The organism is Holdemania massiliensis (assembly GCF_022440805.1).
GTDB lineage: Bacteria > Bacillota_I > Bacilli_A > Erysipelotrichales > Erysipelotrichaceae > Holdemania > Holdemania massiliensis_A.
On sequence record NZ_JAKNTK010000001.1, the window covers coordinates 1,579,932 to 1,602,309 of the forward strand.

The following is a 22,378-nucleotide window of genomic DNA, read 5'->3' on the forward strand; positions in this document are numbered from 1 at the left end:
GAAGGGGCAAGGTGAAGATATGCAGAAGCAAATATTGGGATTAGCGTTAAAGTATCAGGGAGAATGGGAAAAGATCACACTGGGATTAAAGCAGGGAGAAAAGCCGCCTTGTCCCGCCATTTCAGAAAAGTATGTCACCTGGGCGGATGCTCAATATCCAGCTTTGTTCCGCCAGCTTCGCTATCCGCCCTGGATTCTGTTTTATCGCGGGGATCTGTCCCTGGCAGATTTGCCGGCCACGGGCATTGTCGGTTCGCGTAAGGCCTGCCGGTATGGTTTGACGATGACGGAACGCTGCTGCGCGGCACTGAAGGACGAGGTGATCGTCAGCGGTTTGGCGTTGGGCATCGATGGGGCGGCGCATCGGGCAGCGCTGCGAATGTGCCGGGGAACAATCGGCATTGCCGGATGTGGGTTGGATCGGCCGTATCCGGCGTATAATCGGGATTTGTATGAGGAACTGCCTAAGGCTAATTTACTGCTCAGCGAATATCCGCCGCATACACCGCCGCTGAAACATCATTTTCCCTGGCGCAATCGGCTGATCGCCGCGTTAAGCGATCGCATCGTTGTCATGCAGGCGGGCTTTCACAGCGGAACAATGCTGACAGTCAATGAAGCGCTGGAACTGAATCGGGAAGTTTGGTGTCTGCCTTACCCCGCAATGAATAAAGAAGGGGAAGGCTGCAATCTGCTGATCAGCCAGGGGGCAGAGATTCTATTGGAGCCCGCTCAGCTCACAAGAGGTCCTGGACAATGGACTCAAGCCTGTAAAAACCGTGTTAAATCGATGAAATTTTGAAAAGTTATTTGTAATTTCTGCAAAGTTATGGCAATATAGGTTATTGGAACTGAGAAGGACTCAGTAGTAAGGAGGATGACGATGAAAAACTTAGTCATTGTCGAGTCGCCGTCAAAATCAAAAACAATCGAAAAATACTTGGGGAAGGATTACGAAGTAGTTTCCTCCAAGGGACATATCCGCGATCTGGCCATCAAAGGAAAGGATGGTCTGGGCGTCGACATCAACGACAACTTCAAAGCGACCTATACGGTCAGCGATGATAAAAAAGAGACCGTCAAAGAATTGAAAGCCAAGGCGAAAAAAGCCGATCAAGTTTATCTGGCAACCGACCCCGACCGCGAAGGTGAGGCTATTTCCTGGCACTTGGCCAGCGAATTAAAGCTGGACGTCGATCAGGATAACCGTGTGGTTTTTAATGAAATTACCAAGGATGCGGTGCTTCAGGCCTTTGATCATCCGCGCAAGATTGATATGGATCTTGTTCATTCCCAAGAAACCCGCCGGATTTTGGACCGGATCATCGGGTTTAAGCTGTCCAAGCTGCTCAAATCGAAAATTCGCAGCAAGTCCGCCGGACGTGTGCAGTCGGTGGCTTTAAAGCTGATCGTGGAGCGGGAAAAGGAAATCAAGGCGTTTGTGCCGGTAGAATACTGGACGCTGGATGCCAAGTTCAAAGAGGACGGCAAGGAATTCAGCGCCGCCCTGGCGAAGATCAACGGGAAGAAGGCTGAAATACACAATCAGGAGGAAGCCGATCAGGCACTGGCAGCCTGCCAGGGCGAGATGACGGTTTCCGCGTTAAAGAAACAAGTCCGTAAAAAGGAAGCCAAGCCGCCGTTAATCACCTCAACGCTGCAGCAGGAAGCATCAACCAAGCTGGGTTTTTCTGCGAAGAAAACGATGCAGGTGGCGCAGAGGCTGTATGAGGGCGTAGAACTGGAAGATCACAGCGAAGGTCTGATCACGTATATGCGTACCGATTCCACCCGTCTGAGCAATGTCTTTATCGAAGCTGCCCAGGGCTATATTACAGAGCGTTTCGGCAAGGAATACTGGGGCAAATACAAGATCAAAAATGATGAAAATTCCCAAGACGCCCACGAGGCGATCCGTCCGACAAGCCTGGACAATGAGCCGGAACAGGTCAAGAAGTATCTGAGTCCGGATCAATACAAACTGTACAAGCTGATCTATGCCCGTGCTGTGGCCTCGCTGATGGCTCCAAGCAAGTCCAATACCGTCAGCGTTGTCCTGTCAATCAACGGTTATGATTTCAATGCCAGCGGCACGCAGTTAGCCTTTGAGGGTTATTTAAAAATGGTTTCCGATTATGAATCGAGCAAGGATGTGCTGCTTCCGGACTTAAGCGAAGGTCAGAAGTGCACGCCGGTTTCGCTCAACGGCAATCAGCATTTTACTGAACCGCCGCTGCGTTATTCCGAAGCCCGGCTGATCAAGGAAATGGAAGAACAGGGAATCGGCCGTCCGTCAACCTATTCGATGATCATTGACACGATTCAGCAGCGCGGCTACGTCGAACTGAAAAAGGCCAGTGAAACAAGTAAGACCAAGGTTTTCTTCCCGACCGAACAGGGGGAGCTGACCTCGCAGAAGCTGGAAGAATTTTTCAATGACATCATCAACGTCCGCTATACAGCGAACATGGAAACCGAGCTGGATGAAATTGCCGAGGGCGATCGGGATCATGTTCAGTCGCTGAAAGAATTTTATGATAAATTTGAGCCGTTAGTCGACAACGCTTATCAGAACATGGAGAAAATGGAACCGGAAAAGATCGGCGAAGCTTGTCCGGAATGTGGTGGCGAACTGGTGATCCGTCAGGGACGGTTCGGCAAGTTCATCAGCTGTCTGAACTATCCGCAATGCAAATACACGCGTAAAATTGAAGCACCGGAAAAAGAGAAGCCGGAACCGACCGGCAAGCTTTGCCCGGAATGCGGTGGGGAGCTGCTTAAGCGGAAAAGCCGTTACGGCAATTACTTCTTAGGCTGTTCCAATTTCCCGAAATGCCGCCACATTGAAAATATTGAAGGGGAAAAGAAGCCGACCTTCCGCCGGAAAGGAAAGAAAAAAGATGCCGAATAGAGTGACGGTCGTGGGTGCAGGATTAGCTGGCAGCGAAGCGGCTTGGCAGCTGGCGCAGCGCCATATCCCAGTGACGCTCATTGAGATGCGGCCAGGAAAAATGACCCCAGCTCACAAAACCGGCAGCTTTGCCGAACTGGTCTGTTCCAATTCGCTGCGTTCGGATGCCCTGACCAATGCGGTCGGGATTCTGAAAGAAGAAATGCGGCGCTTGGATTCGCTGATCATGAAGGTTGCCGACGAGTTTAAAGTTCCGGCAGGCAGCGCTCTGGCAGTGGATCGTGAGGCGTTTTCGCAGGCGGTTACCGAAAGGCTCAGCGCCCATCCGATGGTGGAGGTCGTGCATCGTGAGGTGACGGAGATCCCAGAGGGACCCTGCATCATCGCCAGCGGACCGCTGACCAGCGACGCGCTGAGTCAACAGATCCAGGCTTTTCTGGATCAGGAATCATTCTACTTTTACGATGCGGCCGCACCGATCATCGAAAAAGATAGCATTGATTTCACCAAGGCCTATTTCAAGTCGCGTTATGACAAGGGTGAGGCCGATTACATCAACTGTCCGATGGACAAGGCTCAGTTTGAAGCTTTTTATGAGGCGCTGATCCATGCGGAAAGCGCGCCGATTCACGAACATGAAAAGGAAATTTACTTTGAGGGCTGCATGCCGTTTGAAGAAATGGCACGGCGCGGGGAGAAAACGCTGTTGTTTGGGCCGATGAAGCCGGTAGGACTGGAACGTCCCGATGGCAGCCGGCCTTATGCCGTCGTGCAGCTGCGTCAGGATAATGCCGCCGCTAGTATGTACAATGTCGTCGGTTTTCAGACGCATTTGAAATGGCCGGAACAAAAACGCATCCTGCAGATGATTCCGGGGCTGGAAAACTGTGTGATCTTACGCTATGGGGTCATGCACCGCAACAGCTATATCAATTCCCCAACCTGTCTGCGTCCGACATATCAGACACGAGTGCGTGAGGATTTATTTTTCGCTGGTCAGATGACGGGGGTGGAAGGCTATATCGAATCCGCGGCCAGCGGCTTAAACGCTGGAATTCAATGTGCCCGGCTGGTTCTGGGACTGGATCTGATCCCGTTTCCGCAAACCTGCATGATCGGAGCGATGGCGCATTATATTACCCATGCCGATCCGAAGCATTTTCAGCCGATGAATGCGAATTTCGGCATCATGCCGTTAGTTCAGAAAGTAAAAAAGAGTGAACGCAAGGAAGCCTATGGCATCCAGGCGCTGAAGGAGCTGGAACAGTTTTGCCGCACGCTGACATGGGACACGAAGTAACCCCGCAGGAAAAGGCAGCGGCTCAGCTGAGGATTCGGGTGGATGAGTTTATCGAATTCATCGTTGCCCGCCGCAGCGGCTCGGCTGCCACGGCCGACGGCTATCGTCGGGATCTGGAACGCTTCGCCGCTTTTCTGGCAGAAAAGGAGATTGCGGATTTCGGCCAGGTCGATAAAGCACTGATGTTTGACTATGTTTCGCTTTTGCGCAGCGGAAAGATTACCCGCGGCAAAATCAGCGACAGTTCTTTTTCACGGATGTTGTCGACGCTGCGTTCGTTCTATCATTATCTTAACCGCTATCAGGGCCTGCGGGTCAACCCGACGCGGGGGCTGCATTCCCCCAAGCTGAACCGAACGATTCCGGAGTTTCTGACGTTTGATCAGATGATGACGCTGTTTGATTCCTTTGACTGCGAAGATCCGGCAGCGCTGCGCAACCGCGCGATTCTGGAAACGATGTACGCCTGCGGTCTTCGGGTCAGTGAAGTTTGTTCCTTAACCCTGAATGAGCTGGATCTTGATGAGCGGATTCTGACCGTCAGCGGCAAGGGCGGCAAGCAGCGGATCGTTCCCTTTTATAAACGGCTGCGGACACTGTTAATCCGATATCTAAAGGAGTCGCGGGCGCTGTATCTGAAAGAAGAGCATGGAGTGGTGTTTGTTTCCCAGCGCGGTGCGCCGATCACCCCGCGTGCTGTGCAGATGATCCTGGCTCAGGCGGGGCAGGATGCCGGACTGAATCAGCCGCTGCATCCGCATATGCTGCGGCACTCGTTTGCGACGCATCTGCTCGACAACGGCGTGGATCTGAGGACGGTGCAGGAGCTTTTGGGACACAGCTCGCTCTCGACGACGCAGATTTATACGCATGTCACCGTCGATCGGCTCAAGAAATCGGTCGACGATGCCCATCCGCATTCCCATGAGCGTTCAAAAAATCAAATAAATGCCTGAATCAGGCTTCAATAAGGCACTTTTGGGATTGCAACCGGAAGTGCCTTATGGTATATTAATACATGGCATCCGCTTCGGGCGGGTGCACAACACACATCATGGATTCACGGCTCCGTGCTTGAGCGATCAAGTGACCGTGTTGGAAGTGATGGAGGATATAACGGAAAGCGAGGAAATTAAAAATGTCAGTTGTATCTATGCGTAAAATGCTCGAAAGCGGCGTTCATTTCGGACACCAGACCCGTCGTTGGGATCCGAAGATGAAACCGTATATCTACACAGCGAAAAACGGTGTTTACATCATCGATTTAGCCAAGACACAGCAGAAGCTGGATGAAGCTTATGAAGCCATGAAGGCGATTGCTGAAAAGGGCGGCAAGGTTCTGTTTGTCGGCACCAAGAAGCAGGCTCAGAGCGTTGTTCTGGATGAAGCTCTGCGTTCCGGTTCTTTCTATGTCAACCAGCGTTGGCTGGGCGGCATTCTGACGAACTACCGCACAATTCAGAAGCGCATCAAGCGGCTTTTGGAAATTGAAGAAATGGAAGCTTCCGGATCGATCAATGTTTATCCGAAGAAGGAAGTCGCTCAGATCCGCAAGGAAGCAGCTCGTCTGGAAAACTTCTTAGGCGGCATCAAAGAAATGAAGAAACTGCCGGATGCAATCTTCGTTGTCGATCCGAAGGAAGAACACAACGCGGTTGCTGAAGCGAAGAAGCTGAACATTCCCGTCTTTGCGATGGTTGACACCAACTGCAATCCAGAAGAAGTCGATTACCCGATTCCTTCCAATGATGATGCAATTCGTTCGGTAAAACTGATCATCGGCGTATTGGCGGATGCGATTGTTGAAACCAAGGGCGGTCTGTTAAGCTATGCTTATCAGGAAGATCAGGAAGCGGAAGACATCACGATGAAGGAAGTCATCATCAACGTTGAACAGCAGGCGGAAGAAAACGAACGCCGCCGTCGTCAGAGAAACGAAGAACGCCGTCCGCGCAACAACCGCTATGGCGATAACAAGCGTTTCACACCGCGCCGCGAAAATGCTGAAGCTGCCAAGGCTGCTGAAGCTGCACCAGCTGCTGAAGCAAAACCGGCAGAAGCTGCAAAGGAGGCAAAATAGTCATGGCAATTACCGCTGCATTAGTAAAAGAACTGCGTGAAAGAACAAGCGCAGGCATGATGGACTGCAAAAAGGCCCTGACCGAATGCGACGGCGACATGGAAAAGGCCATTACTTGGCTGCGTGAAAAGGGCATCGCCAAAGCGGCGAAAAAGGCCGGCCGGATCGCGGCTGAAGGTCTGACCCGGGTCGTAGCCGAAGGCAACCGGGCTTGCTTGATTGAAGTCAACTCGGAAACCGATTTCGTCGCCAAGAACGAACAGTTCTTAGACCTGATCAATACGACAGCAGAGATGATCCTCAAAGCTGCGCCGAAGACGCTGGAAGAAGCTCTGGCTCTGAATGTCAATGGAGCAACGCTGGAAAGCAAGTTCATTGATGCCACAGCGACAATTGGTGAAAAGATTACGCTGCGCCGCTTCGAAATCATGGAAAAGACAGACAACGACATTTTTGGAACATATATGCACATGGGCGGCAAGATCAGCGCCTGCGTCGTTTTAAAGAACAGCGATGACGCGGCGGTTGCCAAAGACATGGCGATGCAGGTGGCTTCGATGAGCCCAAGCTATGTTTCCCGCAACCACATGCCGGCGGAAGTTGTTGAAAAGGAAAGAGTCGTTCAGATGGAAATCATGAAGAATGATGAATCCCTGGCCAACAAGCCGGAAAAAGTGCTGCAGGGCATCGTTGAAGGCCGTCTGAGCAAGTCTTTGCAGGAAATGTGCCTGGTTGACCAGCCGTTCTTCAAAGATCCGAACCAGAAGGTTTCTCAGGTTCTTAAGGCTGCGAATACAGAAGTTGAATGCTTCATTCGCTACGCTGTCGGCGAAGGTCTGGAAAAACGCGAAGAAAACTTTGCGGAAGAAGTCGCCAAGCAGATCGGCAAATAAGCATAACCTAAAGCGATTGAGTGATCAGTCGCTTTTTTTTAGTTCTTTTAAAAACAGCGTTGGCAAAAGATCCCTTTTTTTGGAAAATTCAGGTGAAATTCTCATGTTGTTCACCCAGACTTCGTTTTAAATGGGTATACTAACTTCATCAAAAACGAGGTGAATTATGAAACATCATTCTTTTCCAGCACTATTCAGCCTGTGTCTGATTCTGAGCGGGTGCAGTACAGCCCCGACCTCAACACCTTCCACTTCCCCCGTCCAGACCGCTGAAGAGGCCGTGTCCATTACACTTAGCGATCAAGAAATTCGGGTAGATGGACAGGCGATCACCGGCACCGGTGCGGTCACGTTGTCCCATGACATCGTCTATTATGAAGCGGATCAGGGGACAGCGTATGGCGAAGGCAGCCCTGCGGATGAACATCCTGCCGAGGAAGCGGCGGCGCATTCGGTGATCACAATCCGCGAGCCGGGAACCTATCGGATCAGCGGTACACTCAGTCAAGGACAGATCGCGGTTGATCTGGGTGAAGATGCCGACAACGATCCCGCTGCTGTGGTCACCTTGATTCTGGATCAGGCGGAGATAACCTGCACGGTCGCCCCGGCGATCATTGTCTATCATGCTTATGAGTGTGCGGACGAACAGGCTCAAAGCGAGGTGAATACCCAGGCGGCAGGGTTTAACCTGATCGTTGCCGACAACACGGAAAACTACGTGAAGGGTGCCTATGTTGCGAAAATATACCAAGAAGGCACAACGAAGAAGCTGCATAAATACGACGGTGCGATCGAGTCCAAAGTCTCGATGAACCTTGACGGTGAAACGGAAGGCAATGGAATCCTGAACGTTGAGGCCAGCAATGAAGGCATTGAAACGGCGATGCATATGACAATTAACGGCGGAAACTGGTTCATTCATTCCGCGGATGATAGTCTTAATGCCAATGAAGACGGCATTTCCGTCATCACGATCAATGACGGAACGGTGCGCTGCGATGCCGGAGCTGGCGAAGAAGGCGATGGGATTGACTCCAATGGCTGGATCGTCATCAACGGCGGTACGGTTCTTGCCTCGGCCAATCCAACAAGCATGGACAGCGGACTGGATTCCGACAACGGGATTGTGATTCACGGCGGCACTGTGCTGGCAACGGGCAATATGTTTGATGAAATCGACGAAGCTTCAACGCAGAATGTCGCGGTCTTCAGCTTTGCTCAAACTCTGACGGCAGCGGACTGGCTGGTGTTGGCAGACAACGATGGACAGCCGGCTGTCGGTCTGAATGCACCGAATACTTATACAATTTTAATCTATTCCTCACCGCAGCTGGACGCTCAGGAGTATACGCTGGCGCAGACTTCAAGCGTGAAGGGAGAGGATCTCGGCGGACTTGTCACTTCTGTGCAGTCAACCGATGAACTCCATGCGCTTGGCTATTCGCAGACAACCCTGGGCATGGGAATGCGTCCGCAGGGCGGAGCGTTTGGTAAAGAAGAAAATCCGCAAACAGGTACGGCTGAAGACGGCCGTCCACAGGGAGAACGTCCGCAGCCTGATGAACAAGCGGAGCGTGATCATCAACCTCCGGCCAATCTGAAAAAGCCGGAGGAAGGTGATCGGCCGATACAGGATAGACAAGATCAGGGTGCCTTCAATGAAGAACCTGGGGAAGTGAATTCGGTTTTCTCCCTCCAGTCCGGTATCTCAATGTTCTCCGGAATCCGGCGGCTGGAAGAAGCTGAGTGATCAAAGGCGGCGTCAGCCGTCTTTTCCGTATTCAAAGCAAAGTCCGGATGAAATGGAAGGCAGCGGAGGCGACAAATTAAAAAGATTGTCAACAAATTCAGCGTTGTCCTTTTCAATCCGTTGGAAATCGCCTACAATAAAAGAAAGTGAGAAACTTTGCGGGATGAAAAAGGTCGGAAAGCTGATCGGTACGACATACACTTTTATGCGGGTGTCAGATTCTTTAAATTTGATGAACTTGGTGTCAGACCCTAGGAAAACACGGGCGAATATGATAAAATAACGTCTGAAAAAGAAGCAGTCACAGAATTCGTTTCTGATGAAAAAGGAGAGATAACTATGTACAAGCGCATCCTGCTCAAACTCAGCGGAGAAGCTCTGTCCGGACAAGGAACCAATTTTGACCCTGAAATTCTGAAATCACTGGCCAGCCAGATCAAGGAAATTCAGGATCTGGGCGTCGAAATTGCGATTGTGGTCGGCGGCGGCAACTTCATCCGCGGCAAAATGGCGGAAAAAATGGGAATTGAGCGTGTTCAGGCCGATTATATGGGCATGCTTGCCACAGTCATCAATGCATTGGCAATTCAAAGCTCGCTGGAACAGATCAATGTTCCGACCCGTGTTCAGACGGCGATTGAAATGAATAAGGTCGCGGAGCCGTTCATTGCCCGCCGCGCGATCCGGCATCTGGAAAAAGGCCGGGTTGTGATCTTTGGCGCCGGTACCGGAAGCCCGTTCTTCTCAACGGATACGACGGCGGCATTAAGAGCTTCGGAGATCAAAGCGGACGTCATTCTGATGGCCAAAAACGGCGTCGACGGCGTCTATTCCGCAGATCCTAAATTAGATCCAAACGCGGTAAAATATGACCGGTTAACGTATATGGATCTGATCCAAAAAGGCCTGGCGGTCATGGATACGACCGCGACTTCGATGTGTATGGATAATCACATCGACCTGATCGTCTTCAACATGAATCAGGAAGGCAATATCAAGCGCGCCGTGATGGGCGAAAGCATTGGAACAATCGTAGAATAAACAGGAGGAACCTTACGATGATGAAAGAAATACTTGATAACAGCCGCTCTAAAATGCAGAAAGCGATCGACACCTTCAGCGAACATCTGGAAACCATCCGCACCGGACGGGCCAATGCCGGCATGCTTGCCGGAGTGGAAGCCGATTACTACGGCTGTCCGACGCCGATTAACCAGATCAGCTCGATTACGGTTGTCGAAGGCCGTCAGCTGGTCGTTAAGCCGTATGATTCCAGCTCGCTGAAAGCAATTGAGCATGCGATCAATAAGTCCGATCTGGGTCTGAATCCGCAGAATGACGGTTCCGTCATCCGCATCAATGTTCCGGCTTTAACGGAGGAAACCCGGAAAGAATTATGCAAGAAGGTTTCCAAGTTGTCGGAAGAAGCGAAGATTGCGGTCCGTAATCTGCGTCGGGATGCAAACGAGGCTGCGAAAAAAAGACGAAACGCTGACCGAAGATGCGGAAAAGGAATGCCTTGAAAAAATTCAGAAGCTGACGGATGAAATGATTAAGAAGGTCGAAGCCGTCGCTGCTGAAAAAGAAAAAGAAATCATGACAGTGTAACGGCAAAGCTCACCTTGAAGTGAGCTTCTTTGATAAGGAGCGACGGTATGGAAGAAAAAATTAGACATGTAGCGATTATTATGGACGGCAACGGACGTTGGGCGAAAAAACAGGGCAAGGTCCGCACCGCCGGTCATTACCAGGGCGTTGAGAATGTGCGCAACATCGCGATTGCGGCGAATGATCTGGGCGTAGAAGTGCTGACGGTGTTCGCTTTTTCGACGGAGAACTGGAAACGTCCGGAGGAAGAAGTCAGTTATCTGATGAAGCTGCCGTCGGTCTTCTTTAAACGCTTTTTAAAGGAACTGATGGAAAAGAACATCCGGATCACGATGATCGGGGAAATGGATCAGATTCCTAAAGATACGGCAAAAGTGCTTCAGGCTGCGATTGATGATACGCGGGAAAATACCGGTATGATCCTGAACTTTGCGATGAATTACGGCGGCCGCCGGGAAATTGTATTGGCGGCACAGGCCTATGCCAAGGATGTGCGGGAGGGCAAAGCCAGCGATTCGATCAGCGATGCGGAGTTTGGAAACTACTTGATGGGTGCACAATTTCCGCCGCTGGATCTTTTGATCCGCACCAGCGGGGAGTATCGGATTTCCAACTTTATGCTTTGGGAAATTGCGTATGCGGAAATGATCTTTGTGGAGGAAGCCTGGCCGGATTTCACGCCAGAGCTTTTAAAGCAATGTCTGGATCAGTTTAAACAGCGGGACAGACGGTTTGGAGGCGTCAAGTGAAACAGCGTATCCTGACCGCCGCGCTGATCATCGCGGTCGTTTTGCCGCCGTTGATTTTAGGCGGAACGCTGATCGATCTGTTGATGTTGTTCTGCCTGGTCACCGGAGCGTATGAAATTACGCATTGTCTGAAAACGCCGCGTAAGAATTTACTCATGATCGCCATGATTGGCGTGATGATCGCTTTGGCTTTGATCAGTCCGCAGTTCTTGGGGGCTGGTTTGGCATTAACGATGGTGGTGCTGTTTGCCGCGGCGATTGCCGATCCCAAGCTGGATCTAAACGACATTACGCTGGTTTTTGCGATGCTGACGATCTTTACGATGGCGGTTCGCTCGATTATTTCGATTTATGCTCAGAATTCATGGCTGATGATGTATGTGATTTTAGCCACCTATCTGACAGATACAGGTGCGTATTTCTGCGGTTATTTCTTTGGTAAGCATAAGCTGATCGAACGGATTTCCCCGAAGAAAACGGTGGAAGGCGCCATCGGCGGATGGCTGTGCGGGACGCTGGGTGCGTTTGTCTTTGCGCTGACCATGCTGCCGGAGCTGTCGATCGGCCTCGCGCTGTTTGGCGCAGCGACGATGGCGATTGTCGGACAGCTGGGGGATCTGGCGTTCAGTCTGATTAAACGAAATGTCGGTATCAAAGATTTTGGATCTTTTCTGCCGGGACACGGCGGGATTTTGGACCGGATCGACAGTCTGTTATTTAATTTGCTGTATTTTACGCTGATTTTAGCGATGGTGGTGTAATATGAAACGTTGTTGTGTAATGGGCGTAACTGGTTCGATCGGGGTGCAGACCGTGGACGTCTGTACGGCGCATCCGGAGGCTTTTCAAATTACTTCTATCAGTGCCGGGCGCAATCTGGCACAGCTGCGAAAACTAATTGTACAGCTGCCGCACTTAAAAGCGGTCTGTGTTCAGGAGGAAGCGGATTGTCTGACGCTGACCCGCGAATTTCCAAATCTGGAATGGGTTTGGGGTGAGGCGGGACTGCTTCGTTTAAGCGAGCGGGATGACTACGATGTGCTGGTCAACTCTTTAGTCGGATTTGTCGGCTTAAAGCCAACGCTTAAGGCGATTGAAGCAGGACATGACATCGCGCTGGCCAATAAGGAAACGCTGGTGGTTGCCGGAGCGTTCGTCAATGCGGCCTGCCGTCAGCATCAGGTAGCACTGCTGCCGATTGACAGCGAACATTCCGCGATCTTCCAATGCCTGCAGGGAAACCGCAGGGATCAGCTTCAGCGTCTGATCATCACCGCGTCCGGCGGCAGCTTCCGGGATTTAACCCGTGAACAGTTAAAGGGTGTGACGGTGAAGCAGGCTTTAGCGCATCCAAACTGGTCGATGGGAGCCAAGATCACGATTGACAGCGCGACGATGATGAACAAGGGGTTTGAAGTCATCGAAGCGCATTGGCTGTTTGATGTGGATTTTGATCACATTGACGTGCTGATTCATAAGGAAAGCGTGATCCATTCGCTGGTTGAATATCAGGATCATGCGGTGATCGCCCAGTTGGGCACAGCGGACATGCGGCTGCCGATTCAGTATGCATTAAGCTATCCTGAACGTCTGCCGTTAATCAACAGCCAGCAACTGGATCTGGCTGCGATCGGAACACTGCATTTTGCCCCAGCCGATTTTACTCGCTATCCCTTGCTTGGGTTAGCTTATGAAGCAGGAAGAAAACAAGGAACGATGCCGGCGGTGATGAATGCCGCCAACGAGGAAGCCAACGCTGCATTCCGTGAGGGGAAAATTTCATTTTTAGACATTGAGGAGCTGGTGATCGACGCCTGCCGAACTCTCGCTTTCACGGATTCTCCGTCCCTGGATGCGATTTTCGAGGCAGATCATCAGGCCCGTGAGTTTGTGAAATCACATCTGAAAGGAGCCTAAGCAATGGCAATTTTGTATTTTATCATCCTGCTGTCCGTGATCATCATCGTCCATGAATGCGGCCATCTGATCGCTGCCAAGTGTTTCCATGTTTACTGCGGTGAATTTTCTATTGGGATGGGACCTAAGCTATGGTCCTATAAAGGCAAGGAAACGACATTCACGCTGCGGGCTTTGCCAATCGGCGGCTACGTTGCGATGGCGGGCGAGGAAGGCAGCGAATTTGAAGGCGTGCCGCGTGAGCGGACGATCAAAGGCGTATCGCATTGGAAGCAGATCATCATCATGCTTGCCGGAGTGATCATGAACTTCGTGCTGGCCTGGCTGATCTTCGCTTCGATCATTTTGATCAACGGCAGCTACAACATTGCTCCCAAAGCGGTTGTCGGCGGCGTGGTCGCCGGTTCACCGGCGGAGGCCGCAGGTTTTGCGGAAGGCGATGTAATTACGAAAGTGGTCTTCGCTGACGGTACGGTCGTCAAGCCGTCCAACTTTTATGAGATTCTGACGTATTCGATGGACAATACCGATCCGGTAACCTATACGTTAAAGCGCGGCGGGGAAACATTGGAAAAAACGGTAGCACCAGTGTATGACGAGCAGGAGCAATCGTGGCTGGTCGGTATCAAAATCCCCCCGGCAACGCAGGTCAAAACCACACTGCTCAACAGCGGTTACTACGGCGCTCAGTATATGGGGCAGACCGTCAAGGAACTCATCACAGCTCTGACCCGTCTGGTCAAGGGCATCGGATTTGAGGATCTGTCCGGTCCGGTCGGCATTTATCAGGTCACGGAGCAGCAGGCCAGTCTGGGGCTGCAGAACTATATTTTATTGATCGCGCTGTTATCGCTGAATGTCGGCGTGTTCAATCTGCTTCCGCTGCCGATTTTGGACGGCGGGCGAATTCTGCTGGTGATTGTGGAAATGATTATCGGCAAGCCGCTCAACCAAAAGCTGGAGGCTGGAATTACAGCGGTCGGCGTAGCCCTAGTTCTGCTTTTAATGGTGTATGTGACCTGGCAGGATTTAATGCGGTTGTTTATTTAGCTCCATCTCCTCAAAGGCGAGGAAGACATAGAACAAATAGGAGGAATCAGCATGAGTATTTTAGTCACAGGCGGCACCGGTTTTATCGGCAGCCACACAACAGTGGAACTGATCAACGCAGGTTATGATGTTGTCATTATCGACAACCTGGTCAATTCCTGCAAAGGCGTAGTGGATCGGATTGAAAAGATCACCGGAAAGCGGCCGCGTTTTTATGAAAATGATTTGCTGGATAAAGCGGCGGTGGAAAAGGTTTTTGAAGAAAATGAGATCAAAGCGGTCATTCACTTTGCCGGATTGAAAGCGGTCGGGGAATCGGTAACGATCCCTTTGACCTATTATCACAACAACTTAACCGGCACGCTGATTCTGTGTGAGGTCATGAAGGAACACAACTGCAAGAAGATCGTGTTCTCTTCCAGCGCCACAGTCTACGGTGATCCGCATAAGGTACCGATCACAGAGGATTTTCCGTTATCGACAACGAATCCTTACGGTTCAACAAAGCTGATGATCGAACGGATTTTAAGCGATGTCTTCGTTTCCGATACGGACTGGAGCATCATGCTGCTGCGCTACTTCAATCCGATCGGCGCGCATAAGAGCGGGCTGTTGGGAGAAACGCCAAACGGCATTCCGAACAACCTTGTGCCGTACATCGCTCAGGTTGCCACCGGCAAGCGCGAATTTTTGCGGGTTTGGGGCAATGACTACAATACGGTCGATGGTACCGGCGTGCGCGACTACATCCACGTCGTCGATCTGGCGTTAGGGCACATCAAGGCTGTTGAATATGTTCTGAAAAACAAAGGAGTGGAAGCAGTCAATCTGGGAACCGGTCACGGCTATTCTGTGCTGCAGGTCAAGGATGCCTTTGCCAAAGCCAGCGGTAAGGAAATTCCATATAAGATCATGCCGCGCCGGCCAGGCGATATCGCTACCTGCTATGCGGATACAGTCAAAGCTAAAAAGCTGCTGGGCTGGAGTGCCCAGTACGGCATTGATGAAATGTGCCAGGATTCCTGGTATTTCCAGCAGCAGAATCCGGACGGGATTACTGAATAACCAACTAAACGAGGAAAGCAGTCGTGAACAGGCTGCTTTTTTTGTTAACTGGGAAAGTACTCTAAAGAGCCGAGAAGAGAAAAAGTGCCAAAAAGGCACAATAAAAACCAGCAAGTAAGGATTAGAAATATTAAGATGTTAGAAAGGGTACCTAAGTAAATTAATTCATTTTTTACGATATAAAGTATCACGATGACATTTGGAACATTGGAAACAAGGAGGATCACTTTCTCCAATCTCTTTTAAAAAGTCAGCTTCTTCACCATATACAAAATCTGGGATATTTTCCTCATGTCCACAATGGATGCATTTCATCGTGATATAGCTTTCGCGAGCTACATCGCTTTCTTGTTGGTAAAGTTCTATGCAAAGGCAGAGTCCTTGTCTCTAAATGAAAACAATCTTACTGGATATACTTTTTTATAGCTGATGAAAGGCAGAATAGATTAAGAGGAACGTCACAAAGGAAGGACAAGTTCATCGAAAGGTTAAAAAAATTGAACTTTCTGTTGATGGAGAATGCAATGTGAAAATGTTATCATGTCTTTGGAGGGAAGGAAAATGAAAAAAATAACAACCAGTCTTTTAGCTTTATTGATGATTCTGTCCGTCACGGCCTGTTCTTCAGTCCAAGAAGAAACCTTTGAGGGCTCAGCACAGGGGTACGGCGGAACGGTAACCGCCAAAGTCACATTCAAAGCCGACAAGATGACATCCGTGGCAGTGGTAGCACCTGATGAAACTGAAGGTGTAGGATCTCGGGCAGTTGAGGAACTGCCGGAGAAAATTGTCGCAGCCAACAGTGCCGACGTCGATGTCTGCGCTGGAGCAACAATGACGTCCAAAGCCATCTTATCTGCGGTGAAGCAGGCCATCGGCAAGAAAAAAGGAGAAACTGAGAGCACAACGGCGATGACAGAGGGTACCTACAGTGCTGTCGTCGCCGGTCATAATGGTGAAATGACTGTGGAAACAACTGTGGATTCAACTTCTATCCTGGAGGTAAAAATCATCAGTCATACGGAAACCTATGGGATCGGATATGGTTCCGTAATGACACCGGTTGAGGTGCTGCCGCAGCGAATCGTTGAACATCAAACACTGAACGTGGATAATGTCTCGGCAGCGACCGTAACATCATCCGCGATCAAAGCGGGGGTCCGCGACTGTCTGACCCAGGCCGGAGCGAGTGAAACCGCGATGAGTGAAGCGGCACCGAAGGCAAATCCGACAGAGGCGGAATATACAGTGGATATCGCAGTTATCGGCGGTGGAGCTGCCGGATTAACAGCGGCCAATACCGCCTTGGATGAAGGCAAAACCGTACTGTTGGTCGAAAAGATGGGAATTACCGGCGGCTCGACAGTTCAAAGCGGAGGGAATATCTTTGCGGCAGGAACGACGGCGCAGAAGGCCAATGGTGTTGAAGACAGCGCGGAGGATCTCAATCAGTTTTTAATGAGCTATGATGAAGATCAGCTGCTGAATGCGGAAATGATTCAGGACTATGCTGAGCATATTGCGGAAGATTTAGATTATCTGGCTGATCAAGGCGTCCAGGTCACTTATGTGACAACCGCACAGCCGACATTGACGCCTAATCGGCTGCATCTGACCAGCCCGAAAAACGAAATCGCTTCCGGGATCGGCGGCGGGATTACCGTGCCGTTAACGAAATCCATGCTGGAAAAGGGCGGCACACTGCTTTTGGAAACTCGTGCTGAAGCGCTTTTAACCGATGAACAGGGTCAAGTCATCGGCGTTCAGGCTGTTAATCAGAGCGGAGAAACTGTAACGATTCATGCGCATTCGGTGATTCTGACAACCGGCGGCTATGGTTCCAACCCGGAAATGACAGCACGCTTTGCATCGTTTAATCCGATCTTCAATTCCGCTGCGAGCAGTACCGGAGATGGATTGACGATGGCGGGTGAAATCGGCGCTCAGATCTTTGATTCCAACGGTCTTCAGTTGCAATATGTCGATTTCAATACCGGTGAAACCGGCAGCACAGCTTCCGGCCTAGTTGTGGATATGCAGGGGAAGCGGCTGGCTAACGAACACAGTTATCAATCGGTTTCTGCCGAAGCTTTTAAGCGTGAAAACAGCGCGGTGAATTATTATATTACAGCGACTAAGGACGGCGTATGCGCTGAACCATATCCAACGGTTCAATACGGTGTCACTTTGGAAAATGCCGTCAAAGCGTCAAGTTTAGAAGAACTCGCTACACTGATCAAAGTGGATCCATCAGTTTTGAAAGCTACTGTTGAGCGCTATAACGATTTGTGTGCCAAGGGAACGGATGAAGACTTTGCAAAGCCTGCGGACTGGATGATTCCTGTAGAAGGTGATACGTATTATGCTTTTGCTCGCTATCCAGTTGCGGCAGCGACTTTCGGCGGCCTAGTGATCGACGCTCAGGGCCGTGTTCTGAATCAGGATAACAAACCGATTTCTGGTTTGTATGCAGCTGGAGAAGTTGCTTTAACCGGTGTTTTTGCCAATGTTTATCCAAGCTGCGGTCTGGCGATCGGCAATTCCATTCACATGGCTAGAAATGCAGCTGTCACAGCCTGCGGGGAATAACAATAAACGGTGCTTTCAACGAGCGCCGTTTTCATTTACAATAGACTTATGAATATTAACGAGTTGAAATATTTTATTAAAGTGGCAGAAGCAAAAAGCTTATCCAAGGCGGCCAATGAACTGTTTATTTCCTATCAGGGACTTTCAAAGTCATTAAAAAATTTGGAAACCGAGCTGGGCTGCCCGCTGTTCGAAAAAAATCGTTTTGCGGCAAAACTGACAGAATATGGAGAGGAACTTTACCGGAGCGCAAAACTGATCGTCGGTGAATGGGAAAACCTGCAGCTTTCACTCGGCCAAATTCAGCGCCGCAAAAATAAGCTGTTTCATATCGGCATCGCGATGGGTGTGGATATTCCGTTTCCTGACTTTCATCGCAGGCTGGATCAATTTCTGACTAACCATAGCGATGTCATCATGATCGACGCCTGGGATTCCTATTGTGAAGAAAAGCTGGAAAGCGGTGAGCTGGACATTGCGGTGACCTTCGGTCCGGTTGATGAACAGCGCTTTGATTCCACAATGCTGCTTCAGGGATCTCTGGCAGCGATCGTGGATGACCATCATCCGCTGGCCGAGCGTGATATGTTATCCATCGCGGATTTGCAAGGCCAAAAAATCATTACGGTCAACCGCTATTTCCGCAATTATGACATTCTTATGCAGGCCTGTCTGGCACAGGGTTTTAAACCGGATATCGTATTGAATACTGTGAATTTAACCGCGACCCTGATCGCCTGTCAGGATAAGAATACAATCGGTATTTCCAACAATCTCTCCTATTTCAAAAAAACAGTTGTCGGCTATCGGATTATCCCTGTTGCCGGACCGAATACCACCTGTCAGATCAATCTGTTGATCCATTCCAAGCAGAGAAAGAATAAGGAAATTCTGCGGTTAAAGCAGGAATTGATGCGGTGTCTTTTTGTGGATTCGGAGTCTTTGGCGAAAGAGCTTCGCTGAAGATCAAAAGACACGATGACCTAGAATATAAAAATCAGAAGGTCAGAGAGCAGAAAAACGGCTTCCTAAATAATTTACTATAGTAAACCTTGTTGGCTTCCGCGGACTGTGATACAATGAAGCCGGTGTTTAAAGGAGGAGTTTTATGCCCCGATATGATCAATTATTTCAGGAAATTGTCCATACTCTAAAAGAAGATTACGCCGGCTTTGTGATGTGTCAGGATCATCATGATCCGCGGCCTTACGTCCATACGATAGGCACGGCGTTTATGCAGAAGACACTGAATGAGGATTTATTTTTCCGACAGGTCAATCAATATCTGGCAGAGACGACAGACCGCAATCTGCGCTTTCAGCGCCGTCCAAATTCTGATTATCAACCCTTTACTAATGGCTTTTTCACCCGTCGGACAGGCGCAGTGCTGACGATCAGCGAGGTCAGGGAAGAAGACCGGCTGCAGCCAAAGGATGAAATTGTTGCGATTAACGGTCAGCCGCTGAGCTTTTATACCGAAACGCTGAATAAGAAAATCTTTTACGCGGAAGAAAAGGAACGTCAGCTCTGGACCGGCTTTTTAAAGATGGCGGATCGGATATCGGTGCGGCGAAACGGCCAGATTCATGAAGTGACATTACGGCGATTTCCAAAAAGGGAAATTGTGAAAACGAATACATTTGCGATAGAAGAAGGCTGTGCGGTATTGCGGATTGAACGGATTGACGAAACCCTGGAAGCTTTGGTGGAGGCGCATCAGACTGCGCTGGCAGAGGCTCAGAAAGTGATTCTGGATTTGCGACGCTGCGAGGAAGGTTGGGAATCTTCGATGCTTTGTCTGCTGCCATATATCCTTGATCATCCGATGTCGATCGCGGAAGTGATGGAGGGACAGGGACTTCTGACCCATTATACTGAGAAGAACTGCCGCCGGCGCATCAAACAGCTGGAAGCGATGAAATCAGATCCGCAGCTGGAACCGATGATCAGCGAAATGATTGAAGAACTCAAAGCCAAAGCCGGTCTGGGATGGATTCTGGAAACAGAGGCGGATTGGGGAGTGGATGAGGAAGAATTGATCCATCCCGTTAACGCAGAGCGCAGAACCGTTGTAATTCTTGATTTTCTGACTGCCGGTGCTGCAGAAGAACTGGCAGAGCTGGCTTCTCAATCCGCTCGCTGTACGCTTGTTGGCAGGATGAGCAGCGGACGATATCAGACCTGCAATCTGATTTCAGTTGTGTTTGATGATCAGTTTCAGCTGGACTATCCGATCAGCCGCCGCAAGGCCTGGAACAAGGATCAGCCACGGGGAGTTCGTTGCGACATCGAGCTAGCCTGGACACCGCAGGAATGGGATGAAGATCTTTTGATGGAAGCAGCGAAAACAGTTTAATTCCTGATTGGACAGTTTAATAAGACAATTAAAAAGCCGAAGACAAAGCAGAGAACGCTGTGCCTGCGGCTTTTTCTTATAAAAAAACGGCGGACAAGCAAACTTATCCGTCGTAAGTCATTATTCTTCGCTGATGAACTGACCTGCCAGCCGGCCATGCGTTACCGCCATGCCGATGGAATTGCCTGCGCAAGGCGTAGAATAGCCTAATCCATAGCGTCCGCCCAGGCAGTTGCCGGCTGCGTAAAGACCTTTGATCTTCTTTCCGCTCATGTCCAGCACATTCTGTCGTTTATCAGTAACCAGTCCGGACATCGTCACCATCATCGGCGTCGGTTTGTCATTCTTAGCGCTCTTGACAGCGTAGAATGGGGCTTCATCCACCGGAATCATACAGGAAGCATCTTTACCAAAATCGGTGTCTTTTCCGGCATAGCACAGCTGGTTGTAAGCTTCAATCGAAGCCAGGAAGGCTTCTTTTGCTTCGCCGCTGTACCCCAGATACTCCGCCAGTTCTTCCAAAGAATCAGCTTTGATGACCGTGGATTCCATTCGCTCCGCAACGGTGCAGCCGCGAACAGTGCCGCCTTCCGGTCCGCTGATTAAAGCGTCCATATCGTTGATCAGATCTATGTAATACTGCGGCCGTCCGGCATTCGGCCCGCCATGTTCCAGACCGGAAGCACAAACGGACTTGAGCCACTTCTTGTCGGTGACCAAACACAGCGTCCCTTCCGGCTGACGGGCACAGGCCGTCTGCGCAGCGGAGAGATTGCCCTCATTGGTGAAACGTTCACCTTCGCTGTTAAGCCACAGCATCGCATTGCAGCCCCAAGGTCCGCTCGGTCCACCACCCAAAAGCATGCTTCCGCGCGGTGCTGGCTCAATCATTCCGCCGGCCCAGCAGCCCATTTTGACGGCTTCGCCCTTGCGTCCGCCCATGAAGGAGAAGAAGTCCGGCTGTTCGCCGCCGGCGCGTTCAAAACGTTCCATATATTCGTTGAGCAGCGCCCAGCACATGTCGGCATTGCCTGCGTAATCTCCACCGCACAGAATGACACCTTTGGTGGTGTTGTACTTGATGTAGCGGCCATCGCTGGCTTTGCCGGCCAGTCCAATGATCTCTTTACTTTCATTTTGCAGCAGCACCACGGCTTCGGTACCATAGTACCACTGCGCTCCCAGCTGTACAGCTTTGTCGATACAGGCCTGATTGATCAGCGGCAGAACGGAGTTGGCCGCAACGCCCTGAATTGGCTGATCATTGTACTGTCCCATAAACTGCGCGGTCGCCGCCCATGTCTTGGTGCCTGGAGTCATCGGGTAGTCATACCGCAGGCAATCGTACAGATCTTTTCCTGCTTGAATTTTGGCATAATCCATATTGGCCTGCATGATCAGCCAGCCATCCGGCGTATTATCATAGGTGTAGGCTTTTGGATCAACGCCCATTTCTTTGGCGACCTCCAGCATATGATCCAGTGTCGGTCCTGAATTGTGAACATACGATTTGACAATGGCCGGGAAGCAGCGTCCGCCGGAGCGGGTGACAAATTCATTGACGACCTCGCCCAGATCATAGGTGCCAAAACCAATTTCCTGCTGGAGCTTGGAGTTGAACGCTCCAATATCTTCGCCATACCAGGTGAACATATCTTCTTCCATCCGTTCCAGCACGGCGACTTTCATTCCGGACTCCGCAGCGGCCAAGGCAGCCTGTACGCCGGCATGTCCGCCGCCGACCACCACGACATCGACATCGATTTCTTCAGCGTAATCGGTAATGACCGGAGCTTCACCTAACCAGTCGCCGGGTCCAGAATAACCGGTGATTCGTCCGGCTGGGGCAGAAGCGGTTGGAGCATCAGGTGTGGCAGAGGGAGTCGTGGATTCGCTGCTGCATCCGGCCAAAAGCCCTGCAGCCGCAACACCAAAGGCACTGGCAGCAGCACCTTTGATAAAATCACGACGTGAGATTCCTTTTTTGTAACTCATAAGTTCTCCTTTCCTAAAAGTTTATTTAGATAAAATATTTACCTTGGTAAAATAAGATATCTGTGAACATCTTATCACATTAGTTTACGATAGTAAATTAGTAAGTGAGAAA

Annotated in this window: 17 protein-coding genes and 1 pseudogene; 17 read left to right on the forward strand and 1 reads right to left on the reverse strand. The window is 50.4% G+C overall.

Translation table 11 applies throughout. From position 1 onward, the window contains the following. Nucleotides 1–19: 19 nt before the first annotated feature. The 17 genes and pseudogenes from dprA to MCG46_RS07160 all read left to right on the forward strand — a co-directional run bounded on the left by dprA (nucleotide 20) and on the right by MCG46_RS07160 (nucleotide 20,271). Nucleotides 20–802 (forward strand): DNA-processing protein DprA, encoded by a 783-nt coding sequence (gene dprA / locus MCG46_RS07080; RefSeq protein ID WP_240278878.1) that lies wholly within the window; start codon nucleotides 20–22, stop codon nucleotides 800–802. Between the two features lie 81 nt (nucleotides 803–883). Beyond that, nucleotides 884–2,911 (forward strand): type I DNA topoisomerase, encoded by a 2,028-nt coding sequence (gene topA, locus MCG46_RS07085; protein ID WP_240278880.1) that lies wholly within the window; start codon nucleotides 884–886, stop codon nucleotides 2,909–2,911. Beyond that, the gene (trmFO, locus tag MCG46_RS07090) at nucleotides 2,901–4,211 is read left to right on the forward strand and encodes a methylenetetrahydrofolate--tRNA-(uracil(54)-C(5))-methyltransferase (FADH(2)-oxidizing) TrmFO (protein ID WP_240278881.1); all 1,311 of its coding nucleotides are present in this window, start codon (nucleotides 2,901–2,903) and stop codon (nucleotides 4,209–4,211) included. The genes topA and trmFO overlap by 11 nt, the downstream gene beginning before the upstream one ends. Beyond that, nucleotides 4,181–5,167 (forward strand): site-specific tyrosine recombinase/integron integrase, encoded by a 987-nt coding sequence (gene xerA, locus MCG46_RS07095; protein ID WP_240278882.1) that lies wholly within the window; start codon nucleotides 4,181–4,183, stop codon nucleotides 5,165–5,167. The genes trmFO and xerA overlap by 31 nt, the downstream gene beginning before the upstream one ends. 182 nt (nucleotides 5,168–5,349) lie before the next feature. Then, on the forward strand, nucleotides 5,350–6,291 hold the full coding sequence (gene rpsB / locus MCG46_RS07100) for a 30S ribosomal protein S2 (RefSeq protein ID WP_020223117.1): 942 nt from the start codon (nucleotides 5,350–5,352) through the stop codon (nucleotides 6,289–6,291). A 2-nt stretch (nucleotides 6,292–6,293) separates the two neighbouring features. Then, complete coding sequence (tsf, locus tag MCG46_RS07105) at nucleotides 6,294–7,184, forward strand: translation elongation factor Ts (protein WP_240278883.1); 891 nt, start codon at nucleotides 6,294–6,296, stop codon at nucleotides 7,182–7,184. Between the two features lie 166 nt (nucleotides 7,185–7,350). Beyond that, nucleotides 7,351–8,937, forward strand: coding sequence for a carbohydrate-binding domain-containing protein (locus MCG46_RS07110; protein ID WP_240278885.1), 1,587 nt, complete (start codon nucleotides 7,351–7,353; stop codon nucleotides 8,935–8,937). 339 nt (nucleotides 8,938–9,276) lie between these two features. Then, nucleotides 9,277–9,978, forward strand: a complete 702-nt coding sequence (pyrH, locus tag MCG46_RS07115; RefSeq protein ID WP_020223120.1) for a UMP kinase — start codon at nucleotides 9,277–9,279, stop codon at nucleotides 9,976–9,978. 17 nt (nucleotides 9,979–9,995) lie between these two features. Then, nucleotides 9,996–10,545: pseudogene (frr, locus tag MCG46_RS07120) on the forward strand (ribosome recycling factor). A 47-nt stretch (nucleotides 10,546–10,592) separates the two neighbouring features. Next, nucleotides 10,593–11,294 carry an isoprenyl transferase gene (locus MCG46_RS07125; RefSeq protein WP_020223122.1) on the forward strand — a complete coding sequence of 234 codons (702 nt, stop codon included), beginning with the start codon at nucleotides 10,593–10,595 and terminating at the stop codon, nucleotides 11,292–11,294. Next, nucleotides 11,291–12,055 carry a phosphatidate cytidylyltransferase gene (locus MCG46_RS07130; RefSeq protein ID WP_240278887.1) on the forward strand — a complete coding sequence of 255 codons (765 nt, stop codon included), beginning with the start codon at nucleotides 11,291–11,293 and terminating at the stop codon, nucleotides 12,053–12,055. The genes MCG46_RS07125 and MCG46_RS07130 overlap by 4 nt, the downstream gene beginning before the upstream one ends. A 1-nt stretch (nucleotide 12,056) precedes the next feature. Beyond that, a complete protein-coding gene (locus MCG46_RS07135) occupies nucleotides 12,057–13,211 on the forward strand; it encodes a 1-deoxy-D-xylulose-5-phosphate reductoisomerase (protein WP_240278889.1) in 1,155 nt (384 codons plus the stop codon). 3 nt (nucleotides 13,212–13,214) lie between these two features. Further along, entirely contained in the window at nucleotides 13,215–14,261 is a 1,047-nt protein-coding gene (gene rseP / locus MCG46_RS07140) for an RIP metalloprotease RseP (RefSeq protein WP_020223125.1), read from the forward strand. Between the two features lie 51 nt (nucleotides 14,262–14,312). Continuing rightward, complete coding sequence (gene galE / locus MCG46_RS07145) at nucleotides 14,313–15,326, forward strand: UDP-glucose 4-epimerase GalE (RefSeq protein ID WP_240278891.1); 1,014 nt, start codon at nucleotides 14,313–14,315, stop codon at nucleotides 15,324–15,326. A 561-nt stretch (nucleotides 15,327–15,887) separates the two neighbouring features. Then, complete coding sequence (locus MCG46_RS07150) at nucleotides 15,888–17,915, forward strand: FAD-dependent oxidoreductase (RefSeq protein ID WP_240278893.1); 2,028 nt, start codon at nucleotides 15,888–15,890, stop codon at nucleotides 17,913–17,915. Nucleotides 17,916–17,978: 63 nt separating this feature from the next. Further along, nucleotides 17,979–18,878 carry a LysR family transcriptional regulator gene (locus MCG46_RS07155; protein WP_240278895.1) on the forward strand — a complete coding sequence of 300 codons (900 nt, stop codon included), beginning with the start codon at nucleotides 17,979–17,981 and terminating at the stop codon, nucleotides 18,876–18,878. A 145-nt stretch (nucleotides 18,879–19,023) separates the two neighbouring features. After that, on the forward strand, nucleotides 19,024–20,271 hold the full coding sequence (locus tag MCG46_RS07160; protein ID WP_240278897.1) for a S41 family peptidase: 1,248 nt from the start codon (nucleotides 19,024–19,026) through the stop codon (nucleotides 20,269–20,271). Nucleotides 20,272–20,391: 120 nt separating this feature from the next. Here MCG46_RS07160 and MCG46_RS07165 read toward each other — a convergent pair whose 3' ends face one another. Beyond that, nucleotides 20,392–22,266 (reverse strand): FAD-binding protein, encoded by a 1,875-nt coding sequence (locus tag MCG46_RS07165; RefSeq protein ID WP_240278899.1) that lies wholly within the window; start codon nucleotides 22,264–22,266, stop codon nucleotides 20,392–20,394. Between the last annotated feature and the right edge of the window lie 112 nt (nucleotides 22,267–22,378).